9 protein-coding genes are annotated in these 14,068 nt (G+C 66.2%); 1 reads left to right on the top strand and 8 read right to left on the bottom strand.

The window, feature by feature from the left end; all coding sequences use genetic code 11:
• Positions 1-102: 102 nt before the first annotated feature.
• The 5 genes from GOX53_RS18010 to GOX53_RS17990 all read right to left on the bottom strand — a co-directional run bounded on the left by GOX53_RS18010 (position 103) and on the right by GOX53_RS17990 (position 7,791).
• Positions 103-2,643: a pyruvate, phosphate dikinase gene (locus tag GOX53_RS18010; protein ID WP_171178746.1), complete on the bottom strand. Its 2,541-nt coding sequence runs from the start codon at positions 2,641-2,643 to the stop codon at positions 103-105.
• Between the two features lie 237 nt (positions 2,644-2,880).
• On the bottom strand, positions 2,881-5,100 hold the full coding sequence (glyS, locus tag GOX53_RS18005; protein ID WP_171178745.1) for a glycine--tRNA ligase subunit beta: 2,220 nt from the start codon (positions 5,098-5,100) through the stop codon (positions 2,881-2,883).
• A 9-nt stretch (positions 5,101-5,109) separates the two neighbouring features.
• A complete protein-coding gene (gene gltS / locus GOX53_RS18000) occupies positions 5,110-6,321 on the bottom strand; it encodes a sodium/glutamate symporter (protein WP_171178744.1) in 1,212 nt (403 codons plus the stop codon).
• 10 nt (positions 6,322-6,331) lie between these two features.
• On the bottom strand, positions 6,332-6,856 hold the full coding sequence (locus GOX53_RS17995) for a DUF6446 family protein (protein ID WP_171178743.1): 525 nt from the start codon (positions 6,854-6,856) through the stop codon (positions 6,332-6,334).
• Positions 6,853-7,791 carry a glycine--tRNA ligase subunit alpha gene (locus GOX53_RS17990; RefSeq protein WP_171178742.1) on the bottom strand — a complete coding sequence of 313 codons (939 nt, stop codon included), beginning with the start codon at positions 7,789-7,791 and terminating at the stop codon, positions 6,853-6,855. The genes GOX53_RS17995 and GOX53_RS17990 overlap by 4 nt, the downstream gene beginning before the upstream one ends.
• 207 nt (positions 7,792-7,998) lie before the next feature.
• Between GOX53_RS17990 and GOX53_RS17985 the strand changes: the two genes are divergently transcribed.
• A complete protein-coding gene (locus GOX53_RS17985; protein ID WP_171178741.1) occupies positions 7,999-9,738 on the top strand; it encodes a serine protease in 1,740 nt (579 codons plus the stop codon).
• 481 nt (positions 9,739-10,219) lie between these two features.
• On the opposite strand, the gene GOX53_RS17980 is transcribed toward GOX53_RS17985, so the two are convergent.
• The 3 genes from GOX53_RS17980 to GOX53_RS17970 form a co-directional block, all read right to left on the bottom strand.
• Complete coding sequence (locus GOX53_RS17980; RefSeq protein WP_254446606.1) at positions 10,220-10,960, bottom strand: sulfite exporter TauE/SafE family protein; 741 nt, start codon at positions 10,958-10,960, stop codon at positions 10,220-10,222.
• A gap of 73 nt (positions 10,961-11,033) precedes the next feature.
• Positions 11,034-12,608, bottom strand: coding sequence for a thiamine pyrophosphate-binding protein (locus GOX53_RS17975; protein ID WP_171178739.1), 1,575 nt, complete (start codon positions 12,606-12,608; stop codon positions 11,034-11,036).
• Positions 12,608-14,056: a TrkH family potassium uptake protein gene (locus tag GOX53_RS17970; RefSeq protein WP_171178738.1), complete on the bottom strand. Its 1,449-nt coding sequence runs from the start codon at positions 14,054-14,056 to the stop codon at positions 12,608-12,610. Before GOX53_RS17970 ends, GOX53_RS17975 begins: the two co-directional genes overlap by 1 nt.
• Positions 14,057-14,068 lie beyond the last annotated feature (12 nt).

Below are 14,068 nucleotides of genomic sequence, written 5' to 3'. Positions count from 1 at the left end.
TCCAGTTTTGCGGAAAAGACAAGTGGAATCTTGCCGATAGCGGGCGGGCTCACCCTGCGATCGGCGGCTTTCTGCCACTAAATTTATGGTGGACGGGCCGTGTCAACCACCAAGTTTGGACGAAATCGCCAGTTGAGCGGCAGCCAGCCGAGCGACCGGCACCCGGAAGGGGGAACAGGACACATAGTCGAACCCGGCATCCCGGCAAAAGGCGATTGATTCGGGGTTGCCGCCGTGTTCCCCGCAGACCGACAACGTAACTTCGGGCTGTGCCCGGCGCCCGCGTTCCGCCCCCAGTTGCAAAAGCTCGCCCACACCGTCCACATCCAGCACGTGGAACGGGTCTTCGATGAACACGCCCTGCCGGACATAAGCCGACATGAAGCGGCCCGCATCGTCGCGCGACAGGCCATAGGCCATCTGGGTCAGGTCGTTGGTGCCGAAGCTCAGGAACGCGGTATGCGGCGCGATCTCATCGGCGCGCAGGCATGCGCGCGGCGTTTCCACCATGACGCCCAGACGATAGTCGAACTCCTGCCCGCCCTCCGAGGCGACCGAGGCCGCGACCGAGTCGATCCGGGCCTTGACCAGTTCCACCTCGCGCTTGGCCGAGACCAGCGGGATCATGATCTCAGGCACCACCGGCGCGCCTTCCTTGCTGGCCTCGAGCGTCGCCTCGAAAATGGCGCGGGCCTGCATGTCGTAGATCTCGGGCACGGTCACGCCGAGGCGCACGCCGCGCAGGCCCAGCATGGGGTTGTATTCGCTCATCGCGTCCACCCGGCGCTCGACATCCGAGACCGGCAGGTCCAGTGCCTCGGCCAATTCCCGCTGGCCGGTGCGCGTGGTGGGCAGAAACTCGTGCAGGGGCGGGTCGAACAGGCGGATGCAGACCGGCTGGCCCTTCATGATGCGGAAAAGCTGCACGAAATCCTCACGCTGCATCGGCAGCAGCCGTTCCAGCACCGCCGCCCGGCCTTTCGAGGTCTGGGCAAAGATCATCTCGCGCATCACGATCAGCCGGCCCGGATCAAAGAACATGTGCTCGGTCCGGCAGAGCCCGATCCCCTGCGCGTCGAAATTGCGCGCGGTCTGCGCGTCGGCGGGGGTGTCGGCATTGGCGCGGATGCCGATATCGCGCTCGGCATCGGCCCAGCCCATCAGGGTCTGGAAACAATCGTCCAGCGCCGCCTCCAGCATCTCGGGCTCGCCGGCCAGAACCTGACCCGAGCTGCCGTCGATGGTCAGGATATCGCCGGTCTTGAAGATGCGGCCATCCGGGGCGGTCAGCAGTTTCTTCTTGGTCTGAAACCGCATCTCGGACGCGCCGACGATACAGGGCAGGCCCAGACCCCGGCCGATCACGGCGGCATGGCTGGTCATGCCGCCTTTTTCGGTCAGCACCGCGACGGCGGCGTGCATGCCCCGCACGTCCTCGGGCGAGGTTTCGCGGCGCACCAGGATACAGGGCTCGCCGCGCGCCGCACTGGCCTGCGCCTCGGCGGCGGTAAAGACGATCCGGCCCGAGGCCGCGCCGGGACTGGCGGCGATGCCGGTGGTCAGCACGTCGCGCTCGGTCTTCGGGTGGACTTGCCGGTGCAGCAACTCGTTCAGCGAATGTGGATCGACCCGCATCACCGCCTCTTGCGGCGGGATGATGCCGTCCTCGGCCAGACGCACGGCGATCCGCACGCCCGCACGGGCGCTGCGCGGCACCCGCACCCCGTCGAGAATATGCACGCGGCCATTCTCGATGACGAACTCCACCTGCATCTCTTCGCGTAGCTTCTCGCGCATCAGCGCAGCGTGATCCTTGATGGCCACGAAGGCCTCGGGCGCCACATCCTCAAGCGACGGGCCGCGCGTGTCCTTTTCCAGATAAAGTGCTGCCACATCCTCGCCCAGCGCATCGCGGCCCTGGCTCTGGCTCAGGTAGCGGCCGGTGATCTGCGGACGCCCGGTGGCCGGATCGACCAGCTGCAATACGCCCGAGCCGCATTCGCCCTGCCCCAGTCCCGGGATCATCTCCTGCACCACCAGCCCCAGCCCGGCATCGGCGGGCGCGCCCTTGGCCTGCCGCAGCAGGCGGGCCGAGGTGCCTTCCCACGCGCGGGCCATCGAGCGCAGAACGGCGCTCAGCTGCTCGCCCGGGTCCTGCGGAAAGCTCTCGTCCGTTTCGTCCTCATAGGCGCGCAGCGACTGTTTCAGCCCCTCGCGGCCATCCGCCTCGACATCGTCGAACACGTCCGGGTCCAGCCGGGCCACGTGAATCGCATAGCTCTGGACAAAGCGCAGATAGAGCGCCGCCGCCGCCTCGACCCCCATCGCGTCCGACAGGTCCACATAGCGCGCGTCGTTCATGCCGATATTGAGCACCGCCCCCGGCCCACCCCAGTCTGGGTCCTCGGAACTGGGCCGCACACACAACAGCGAGGTCGGATCGAACTGCCCCAGAATGGCCGCCAGATCGGGCATCCGGCCCTCGACAATCTCATGCACCGCGTCAAAGGACAGCGCCACGGTGCGCGGCACCGGAAGGTCGAGCCGGACCAGACGCTGCAGGCATTTCGCCCGCCCGCCATGGGTGTTCGCGGCCACCGGCGCGTCGGCGGTGATGAGGGTCGTATCCGGATTATTCTGCACTGCGGCACCTTTTGGTTTCGCCGCAGCATAAGGGCCTGTGCGGGTGGTGCAAGAGGCAGAACTGCGTGCTGAGGGCAGCGCCCGACCCTGGGTGGGTGCTGAAAGCGCCCTCCCGTGGGGAGGGGTGAGGAGCGAACCGGGCAGCCTTCCAGTGGAAGGATGCCAGCGACGAACGGGCGGAGCCCCGGCGGGCGCTGCCCGGCGTTGCCGCCGGGCGAAAGGGTGCAACCTCTCCGTCTATCCTTCGATGCGAGTCAAATCCGCAACGCTGGAACACACCGTGCGGATCTGGCTCAGCAGGTTCAGGCGGTTGCGGCGGACGATGTCGTTGTCGGTGTTGACCTGCACCTCTTCGAAAAAGGCATCGATCGGCGCGCGCAGGCCCGCCATTGCGGACATGGCGGCGGGGAAATCCTCGGCCTCGAGCGCGGGCGCGATCCTGTCCTGCGCCGCATCCAGCGCGGCAAAGAGGGTCTTCTCGCTCTCGGTCTCGGCGAATTTCGCATCCGCCCCGAACGAGTATTCCACTCCGTCCTTTTCCTCGGCCTGCGTGAGGATGTTGTTGGCGCGCTTGAAGCCCTGCACGAGGTTTTCGCCATCCCCGGTCGCAATAACCGCGTTCAGCGCCCGGGCGCGTTTGACCAACAGGTTGAGGTCGTCATTGCCCTCCATCGCGATACAGGCGTCGATGATGTCGTGACGGATGCCCTCGTCGCGGAGGAAGACCTTGAGGCGGTCGTGGAAGAAGGAGAGGAGGTCGTCCGAAACGTCCGGCACCCGTTCCTCCAGCGACAGGAATTCGGCGGCTTGCAGATCGCCGGTCTTTTCCCTGACGGCCCGGAAGGCCGCACCGAACACGCCGTGCCTGGCGATCTCCTGCAGAAGATCCTCAACGTTTTCGCTGGGCAGCGCGTCATGGATCGCGCTTTCCGCGCGCACCAACTGGCTGTCAAAGAACCGGTCCAGCCGCAGGCGCAGGCCGTTCTCCAACACCAACCGGATCACCCCCAGCGCCGCCCGGCGCAGGGCAAACGGGTCTTTCGAGCCCGTGGGCTTTTCATCGATCGCCCAGAACCCGGTCAGCGTGTCCAGCTTGTCGGCCAGCGCCACGGCGACCGAGAGCGACGCTGTGGGCACCTCGTCGGACGGACCCAGCGGCGAGTAATGCTCTTGCGCAACGGCGGCCACTGCAACGTCCTCGCCCGCGGCTTCGATGTAATATCGACCCATGAGCCCCTGAAGTTCGGGGAATTCATAGACCATTTCCGAGTTCAGATCGGCCTTGGCCAGTTTCGCCGCCTTCTCGGCCTGATCGGCATCCGCACCGGTCACCGGGGCCAGCTCGCGCGCCAGCGCAGCGATGCGTCGGATGCGGTCGCCCTGGCTGCCGAGCTTGTTGTGGAAGGTCACGTTTTCCAGCGCGTCTGTCCATTGGCTCATGTCCGATGTGGCAACGCGCAGGTCGTTCTCCCAAAAGAACTTGGCATCGGCCAGCCGCGCCGACAGCACTTTCTGATTGCCCGCCAGAATGGTCGCGCCATTATCCGCCGTCTCGCGGTTGGCCACGGTGATGAAGCGTTCGATCCGGCCTGTCTTGGGATTGCGGACCGAGAAGAATTTCTGATGCTCTTTCATCGAGGTCTGCAGCACTTCCGGAGGAAGATCGAGGAATTCCGCGTCGATCTCGCCCATCAGCACCACGGGCCATTCCACCAGCCCCGCCACTTCGGCCAGCAGCCCCTTGTCCTCGACCACGTCCAGCCCGGCGGCAAAGGCGAGGTTCTGGGCGTCGTTCCAGATATGCTCGGCCCGCTCGGCAGGCGACAGGACCACGAAGGCGCGCTTGAGCTTTGCCGCGTAATCCTCAAAGGACGCAACGGAAAACCGGCCCGGCGCCATGAAGCGATGACCCTCGGTGCTATCGCCTGAGGCGATACCCTCGACCTCAAGCGGCACCACCTGCGTGCCGGTCTCATCGCTCAGAATGCAGAGGATCGAATGCAGCGGGCGCACCCAGCGCAAGGCCCCGCCGCCCCAGCGCATCGACTTGGGCCAGGGGAAATTGCGGATCGTCGCCTCAAGCACCTCGGCCACGATTTCCGCAGCCGGGCGGCCCGGCTTTTCGATGGTGGCGAAATAGACCGCGCCCTTGGGGGTATCGCGTTCCTCAAGCTGGTCGCGGGTGATGCCGGCGCCGCGCAGAAACCCCTCGACCGCCTTGTCGGGCGCACCCACCTTGGGCCCCTTGCGTTCCTCGCGGATGGTGGGGCTTTCGGCCAGCAGCCCCTCGACCGCCAGCGTCAGGCGGCGCGGCGTGGTGAGCGCGGCAGCACCCGCATAGGTCAGACCCCCCTCGACCAGGCCGTCGGTGATCCGCTTTTTCAGATCCTCGCCTGCACGGGTCTGCATGCGCGCGGGGATTTCCTCGGAAAACAGTTCGATCAGCAGGTCGGGCATGGTCGGTCCTTAGAAAGTGACGATCGTCTGGATGACGATGGCATTGGCGATGTCCACGAAGAAGGCGGATACAAGGGGGAGCACGATAAAGGCAATAGGCGACGGGCCATATCGCTTGGTCACGGCGGTCATATTGGCGATGGCGGTGGGGGTGGCGCCCAGGGCAAAGCCGCCGAAACCGGCGGCCAGCACGGCAGCGCGGTAATTGCCGCCCATGACCGGGAACAGCACCCAGATCACGAATGCCACCGCAAACAGCGTCTGCGCCGCCATGATTGCGGCAATGACGATCCCCAGTTCAGCAATGGTCCAGAGCTGCAGGCTCATCAGCGACATGGCCAGAAACGCGCCCAGCGCAAATTCCGAGATCAGCGCCAGCGACGGCGTGCGTGCGACCGGAGGGGCCGAGGGCGCAATTGCGGCGCGCAGGTTCGAGATCACGATGCCCATGATCAGGCACGGCACGAAAAGCGGCAGTTTCAGCCCGGCGGCGGTGATCGCCTCGCTCAGCACGTAGCCCGAGATGATCGCGAGGTTGAGATAGAGCAGCACCCGCATCACCGTCAGATGGTCGATCCGGGTGGTCGCGGCCTTGACGTCGCCGGGCACGCCGACCGTGTGTTCCTCATCCGGTCGGCTGGGGCTCAGGTCGCGGCCTTCGACCAGCAGGCGGGCAATCGGGCCGCCGACGAGGGCGGCCAGCACGAGGCCCAGGGTGGCCACGGCCACTCCCAGCTCGGTCGCGCCCTCAAGCCCGGTGGCCTCGGCCACTTCGGGCGCCCAGGCGATTGCGGTGCCGTGCCCGCCGATCAGCGCCGCCGAGCCAAACAGCACCCCGGCCTGCGCCGGATAGCCGAACAGAACCGCCCCTGCCGCGCCGATCACGTTCTGCATCACGATGGTCGCCAGTGTCAGAACCAGCAACAGCAGCAGCGGTTTGCCGCCCGCGATCAGGTCTGACAGCCGCGCGTTCAGGCCGATACCGGCAAAGAACAGGACCAGCAGGAAATCGCGCGAGGTCAGTTCGAAGGACAGTTCCACCCCGAAGAACAGGTAGAGCGCCAGCACCACCAGCGAGGCCAGCAAACCGCCGGTGACAGGCTCGGGGATGTTGAAGCGGCGCAGGGCCGCGACCCGCGTATTGATCTCGGCCCCCAGCAGATAGACGGCAAAGCCCAGCGTGGCGGTCAGGAAATCGGGGATCAGATAGGTCTGGCCCATGCGCAGCCGGTCAGTTCTGCGGTCTGGGCGGGCATTCCTCGCCCACCACGGTGCCGTCATAGGCCTTGTGCCCGCAATTGTTCAGCACGTGCCAGACATAGCCCCGCCCGTCCTCGGTCACGGCCACGATGCGGTCCACGCCATAGTGGATGTTCTTGGTGCCCAGATAGGCGCGGGCGGTCCCGGCCTTCAATGCCTCGCCCAGGGCCACGCCATCGTAGCAGTCGAACCAGCCCGGCGCGATCAGCGGCTCGGGATCGTCGGCGGCCATGTATGTGGCGGAGAGCGCATCGAGGCTCAGCCCGGTCTCGAAACAGGCCCGGTAGCGGATCGGAGAGCTGTCGGCGTCGATCGCCTGAAACGCAGAGTATTCAATCGGTTCCGGCGCATCGGCGTCTTTGGGCAGCAATTGCACATCGCGCCCGGGCTGCGCCGTCACCTCGTAGTAGAACCCGTAGATCTGCAGGTAATACATGGCGACGCCCGCAGCCGTGGCGCAGGCGAGCAGGACGATGACGAGGAGCCTGCCGGTCATTGCGCGGCGGCCTGATAGCCCCCGGCCCCGGTCTGCACGAAGGCATCGGCGCATTGCTTGGCCAGCGCCCGGACCCGGCCGATATAGGCCTGCCGCTCGGTCACCGAAATCACGCCGCGCGCATCCAGCAGGTTGAAGATATGGCTGGCCTTGATGCACTGGTCATAGGCGGGATGCGCCATGACGATGCGCTTGCCGGTCTTGGGGTCGTCATGCTCCTGCGCGAGGATCGCGGCGCACTCGGCCTCGGCCTCTTCGAAATGGCGCAGCAGGACCTCGGTGTTGGCCACGTCGAAGTTCCAGCGGGCATATTCCTCTTCGGTCTGCTTGAAGATGTCGCCATAGGTCAGCGGGCTGGGGGATTGAGGATCGTTGAACGGCATGTCCATCACGTGGTCGATGCCCAGCACATACATGGCCAGCCGCTCCAGTCCATAGGTCAGCTCACCCGAGACCGGCGCGCAGTCATGGCCGCCGACCTGCTGGAAATAGGTGAACTGGCTGACTTCCATACCGTCGCACCAGACCTCCCAGCCCAAACCCCAGGCGCCCAGGGTGGGGCTCTCCCAGTCATCCTCGACAAAGCGGATGTCGTGCAGGTCCATGTCGATGCCGATGGCCTCGAGCGAGCCCAGATACAGCTCCTGCAGGTCCGGCGGGCTGGGTTTGATCAGCACCTGATACTGGTAGTAATGCTGCAACCGGTTGGGGTTCTCGCCATAGCGCCCGTCAGTGGGGCGGCGCGAGGGCTGCACATAGGCCGCCGCCCAGGGTTTCGAGCCCAGCGCGCGCAGGGTGGTGGCCGGGTGGAACGTCCCTGCCCCCACTTCCATGTCATAGGGTTGCAGAACGGCGCAGCCCTTGGAGGCCCAATAGGTCTGCAGCCGCAGGATGATCTCCTGAAATGAGCGCGGCGCGCTGGTCTGATCGGTCATCACGTTCCCTCTGGGCGCTCATCGCGCGGTTCCGATGGTTTGCGCCTTTCCTATGCAAGGGGCCGGGGGGCGTCAACGGGCCAATACCGCCCCGCCTGTCGCGATACGGCCACACCCGTTTTTCCCCTCGCCGCGGGCATGGCATTTGGCGCAAAATGCTGCTTATGGTGCAGCCAGGATACGGCTTTCCGGAACACGGGACTTCTGATGACACGGGTTTTCTCAACCATTGCTTTTTTTCTTTTCTTCGGCCTGCGCGCCGCCTTTGCACAGCAGGGCGAGGCGATGTGGGTGCAGATCGAGGCGCACCCCTCGCTGCGCGAGGCGCAGGCACGGGCGCAGATCTATTCCAACGCGCTGGCGGATGTGAACGGGTTCCGGCTGGGCCAGGGCTGGTACGCCATCGTGCTTGGGCCTTACGCGCGCCCGGATGCAGAGCAGGTGCTGCGTGTCTACCGGGCCGAGCGGCAGATCCCGCAGGACAGTTTCCTTGCCCGTTCGAACTCGCTGGGTCAGCAATTCTGGCCCATCGGCGCGAACATCCTGAACCGCGGCGTGGTCGCGCCGCCGGTGCAGCCCGCGCCCGAGCAGCCACAGGCCACCGTGCAGACGCCGGCCCAGCCATCGGATGAAACCCCGGCCGAGGCCCGTCAGAGCGAGCGCCTTCTGACCGCGGATGAGCGCAAGGGGTTGCAGACCGCCCTGCAGGCCGCAGGGTTCTACAATTCGGCGATCGACGGAGCCTTTGGCCGGGGCACCCGCCGGTCGATGGCCGACTGGCAGCAGTTCAACGGGTTCGAGGCCACCGGCATTCTGACCACCCAACAGCGCAAGGTGCTGATGGACGAGTACAACGCGCCGCTGATCAGCGCGGGCATGCAACGCCGTAGCGACACCGAGACCGGGATCGAGATCGACCTGCCGCTGGCCGTGACCCGGTTCGACCGCTACGAGGCGCCGTTTGCCCATTTCGAGAGCAGCTCGGATATCGGCGCGCAGGTGCTTCTGATCTCGCAGGAGGGCTCGGCGGCGACCCTGCGCGGGCTCTACGACGTGATGCAGACGCTGGAGATCGTGCCGCTTGACGGCCCGCGCAACCGGGCCAAGAACAGCTTTACGCTGGAGGGGCGCGGCAACGGCATCGTCTCGTACACCGAAGCGGCGCTGAAAGACGGTGAAATCAAGGGCTTTACCCTGGTCTGGCCCAAGGGCGACGAGGCGCGCCGCACCCGGGTTCTGGCGGCGATGAAGGCCAGCTTCTCGCGCATCGAGGGCGTGCTGGACGCGGGCGCCGGCGCCAATGCCGAACAGCGGGTCGATCTGGTCTCGGGCCTTGCCATCCGCAAGCCGCGCCTGTCGCGCTCGGGCTTTTATGTCGATGGTGAGGGCGCGGTTGCCACCGTGGCCGAGGCGGTCGAGGGCTGCACCCGGATCACGTTGGACCGCGAGCATGAGGCGCAGGTGATCAGCACGGATGCGGATCTGGGCGTGGCACTGCTGCGGCCCACGGACGCCCTGTCGCCGATGGCGGTGGCGCAGCTGACCACCACCGAGCCCCGGCTGCAATCCGAGGTCACGCTGTCGGGCTATTCCTACGAGGGCGTGCTGGGCGCCCCGACGCTGACCTATGGCACGCTGGCGGATGTGCGCGGGCTGGGCGGCGAGGCCGAACTGGCGCGTCTGGCGCTGGCCGCACAGGAGGGCGATGCGGGCGGTCCGGTCTTTGACGCGGGCGGCTCGGTTCTGGGCATGCTGCTGGCCACGCCGAAAACCGGGCAAGACCTGCCGGGCGATGTGAGCTTTGCCGCGGATGCGGCGGCGCTGACCGATCTGCTGAGCTCGGCGGGGCTGAGCGCGCAGGAAAGCCCGGGGGGTGAGCCGGTCTCGCCCGACGAGCTGAACCGCAGGGCGCAGGGCATGACGGTTCTGGTCAGCTGCTGGGATTGAGGCCCGCCTCATTGAGATGACAAAGGCGGCGTTGTTTGCGCCGCCTCAGAACGTTGACAAACCCCCGGCTCCTGCAAACCGGTCTCAAAATGCGGGAAACTGTTCCAAAACACCATTTCAAATCCGTTTGGCACGGGTATCAGCCCGGGCCGCGCCCGACCCTCCCCCCGGGAGGGCGCATTTGCGATGTCGCGTAAATCTCTGACAAAGTCTCATGTTTTGAGCGGTCCGCACTACTCTTGCGTTTTGCAAGCGCCCTCCCAGGGTCGGGCGCGGCCCTTGTCACACCCGCTCAACCCGCGCGCGGAACAATTTCCCTACCCCTCCGATTCTCGAGGTTTATCAGCAGTCTGAGGCGCCGCCTTTCCCGTTGACACAAGGCGCTCCCGCCCGTCGTCAAGGCCGCTTTCGCGGCCTCTCCTCCCGTTGGGCCGGGCGCCGCACGGGCCTTGCCCGCACGGACGCGGTAGCCGGGGACCGGTCAGGCGGCCACGACCTCGTAGAGCAGCTTGAAGGACACCACCGCCAGCGCGACCTCGACCAGCAGGAAGAACACCCGTTCGGGCAGGATGCGCGAGATCGCCGCCCCGCTCCATGCCCCTGCCAGCGCCAATGGCGCCAGCCACGCCGCCTGCGCGGCGCTGTCCCAGGTGATCTGCCCGGCCAGGATGAAAGGCGGCACTTTCAGCAGGTTGACGGTGGTGAAGAAGATGGTCGTGGTGCCGAGATAGACCATCTTCTCCAACCGCTGCGGCAGAACATAGGCCTGAAAGGGCGGCCCGCCGGCGTGGGAGATGTAGCTGGTCAGCCCGGCCAGCGTGCCCCAGAACAGCCCGCGCGGAACATCGGCGGGCTTTGCGGGCACCTCGCCCCTGGCAAACCGGTTGCGCAGCGCGGTCACGAGGTAGGAGAGGCCGATCCCCGCAACCAGCAGCTTGACCGCGTCGCCGGGCACATAAGCCACCGCGACGAACCCGATCAGGATGCCGCCGACCGCGCCGGGCAGCAGGATCTTCAGGTTCCGGGCCGAGAACGCCTTGCGAAACAGATAGACGGCGTAGCAGTCGGCGACGATGTAGATCGGCAGCAACAGACCCGCCGCCATGGCCGGGTCCATGAACAGCGACATGAGCGGCACCGAGAGCAGCGCAATCATCGGCACACCGCCCTTGGACAAGCCCATCAGATAGGCCGCCAACCCTGCTACGATCCAGAATTCCAAGCGTTGTCCTCAGCTCTTTGCGATGCCGTCTGGCTCAGGGCGACGTCCAAACGCCCCCGCCCTACGCTGCTGGCTACAAAATCTCCGGCGTCACATGGATCAGCGTCGGCCCGGACGCGTCAAAAGCGCCGCGCACCGTGTGCTGAAGCTCCTCCAGCGTGGACGGAACCGCCGCGGCCGCGCCGAACGCCTCGGCCAGCTTGCAGAAATCCGGGTTGCGCGCGATCACCGCGTTGGGCGCGATCTGCGCGCGCACCATGCTGTCCTCGATCTCCTTGAGCTTGCCGTTGTCCCACAGGATGATCGGCAGCGGCAGGCCCAGTTCGACCGCCACGCCCAGCTCCTGCATCGTGTAGTGGAACCCGTAATCCCCCGCGATCACCGCCGTCGGCTTGCCGCGCCGGGCCACCGCACCGCCGATCCCGGCGGGCAGTGCGTATCCCAGCGTGCCGAAGCCGGTGGGGTGGTGCCAGTGATAGGGAGACGACATCTCCCACACCTCCTTGGCCACATAGGCGAACTGGGTCATGTCGGAATAGATCATGGTTTCGGGCGGTATTGCGGCGCGCAGGGCGTCCAGGATGGGCAGGATGCCGGGACGTAGGGCATCGACCTCTGCGCGCCAGCGGGTGCGGGCCTCGGCGACCTCCTCATGGCTCCAGCCGGTGGCGGGGTCGGCCCCTTCGGTCGCCGCCCACAACGTGCGGGCAAAGCTCTCGCCATCGGCCTGCAGCTTGACCAGCGCGCGATGCGCATCGCCCAGCACTTCGGCGTCCAGATCGACCCGCACCAGGGGCGCATTATGCCCCAGATCGGCGCGCCACATGTCCACCTCGGCCAGTTCGGTGCCCACGGCCACCACCAGATCGGCCGAGGCGACGATCTCGGCACTGCCGGGGCGGGCGAGAGTGGCGCCGAAATCCAGCGCATAGCCGGTCCCGACCAGACCGCGCCCGGCATAGGTGGTGAAACAGGCGCCGCCCACCTGCGACAGGATCTGCCGCCAGAGGTTGGACCGCGCCCCGCCGCCGAGGATGAACAAGGGCCGCTTGGCCGTATTCAGCAGCGACAGCACCGGCGCGATATCGGGATCGAGCGCCTTGGTCCGCAGCGCCGGCTGGTTAGGCGGCGGGGCCGGATCGGCCTCGGCCTCAAGCTGCGCGATCGGCACCTGAATGTGCTTGGGGCGCGGACGGTTAAGCTCGAACTCGTCAAAGGCACGCTCGATCAGCCCATAGGCCGCCTGCGCCGAACCGGCGGTGTGGGACCAGTCGCACACGGCGGCAGCCGCCGCTTCCTGATCCTTCATCTGATGCAACTGCCCCCGGGCCGCCGCCACCTCGTCCAGGCAGGAGGAGATCACCAGCATCGGCACCGAATCGGAATAGCCCTGCCCCATCGGCGTCATGATGTTGCACAGGCCCGGCCCGGTGATCACATAGGCCACGCCGGGCTGACCGGTGGCGCGCGCATAGCCGTCGGCCATGAACCCCGCCCCCTGCTCGTGCCGGGCCAGCACATGGGTGATCCCGGCCTCTTCGATGCCGCGATACATTTCCTGATTGTGCACGCCCGGAATGCCGAAGATGACCTCGACCCCCCGATCCCTGAGCATATGCGAGATTTGCGCGCCGAGCGGTCGTTTCATCAGGCTCTCCAGAACTGAATGGTGAAGATTGCGTAGACGGCCAGCAGTTCCAGCCGCCCGATCAGCATCGCCGCGCTCAGCATCCATTTGGCCGAGTCGTTGAGGCCCGCGAAATTGCCCGCTGGGCCGATCTGATCGCCCAGACCGGGGCCGATATTGGCCAGCGCCGCCGCCGCGCCCGAGACCGAGGTGATGAAATCCAGCCCGGTCAGCGCCAGCCCCCAGGACACGAGCCCCATGGTCACGATGAAGAAGACGAAAAAGCTCATCACCGAGCTCAGCACGTCCGACCCCACCGGGCGGCCCGCATAGCGCGGGGTAAAGATGCCGTTGGGCGAGCGGATGCGCTGCAACTGCGCCCGGATCGAGGCAAAGAGCAACTGATAGCGGAAGATCTTGATCGAACACGCGGTCGAGCCCGCGCAGCCGCCGATCAGCCCGACGATGAACAGCATGGTGATCGGAAAGCTGCCCCATTGCATGTAGTCCTGACTGGCGTAACCGGTGCCGGTCAGCAGCGAGACGGTGTTGAACAGCGTCTTGCGAAAGGCGGGCTCGCCCACTTCCGGCGACTGGCTCCAGTTCCATAAGGTCAGAACGGTGACCAGCGCCAGCGCGGTGGCCAGAAAGGCGCGGATCTGGGTGTCCTCCATCAGCGGCCGCGCGGTGCCCGCGGTCAGTTGCACGAAACGCACGAAAGGAAGGGCGGCCAGCAGCATGAACAGAACCGCCACATATTCCGCAGCCCCCGAAAAGGCACCGAACGAGGCGTCGTAGTTGGCGAACCCGCCGGTGGCCACCGTGGTCATGGCATGGACCGAGGCGTCAAAGGCGCTCATGCCCGAGGCTGCGTAGCACAGCGCACAGATCATGGTCAGGGTGATGTAGACCCCGGAAATCCGCGACGAGATTTCGGTGGCGCGGGGCAGGATTTTACCAAAGGTATCAAACCCTTCCGAGCGGAAGATCTGCATCCCGCCTACCCGCAGCTCGGGCAGGAATACCATGGCGACGACGATGATGCCGATGCCGCCCAGCCATTGCAGCAGCCCGCGCCACAGCAGCAGCCCGCGCGGCAGTTCGTCGAGCCCGCCGATCACGGTCGAGCCGGTGGTGGTCAGGCCCGACATCGCCTCGAAAAACGCATCGACGAAGCGCAGCTCGGTCTCGCCGAACACGAAGGGCAGCGCCCCGAAGAAGGGCAGCGCCAGCCACACGCCGCTGGTCAGCAGAAAGGTCTGCTGGATGGTCAGGCCTGCGCGCACGCCATTTGCACAGCTCAGCGCCAGGATGCCGCCCGTCAGGATGGTGATGACCGCGCTTTCCAGAAACACATGCCATTCGCCCCGGCCCTCGGCCAGGTCCGCAAGCATCGGCAGAAACATGGCCGCGCCAAGAATGGCGACCAGCAGACCGATCACATATCCGACGGGGCGCAGGTCCAACATGAGGCGCAGGGT

It is taken from the genome of Ruegeria sp. HKCCD8929, from assembly GCF_013031405.1.
Classification (GTDB): domain Bacteria; phylum Pseudomonadota; class Alphaproteobacteria; order Rhodobacterales; family Rhodobacteraceae; genus Ruegeria.
Note: the sequence above shows the minus strand (reverse complement) of the source record. Positions and strands in the feature narration are given on the sequence as shown.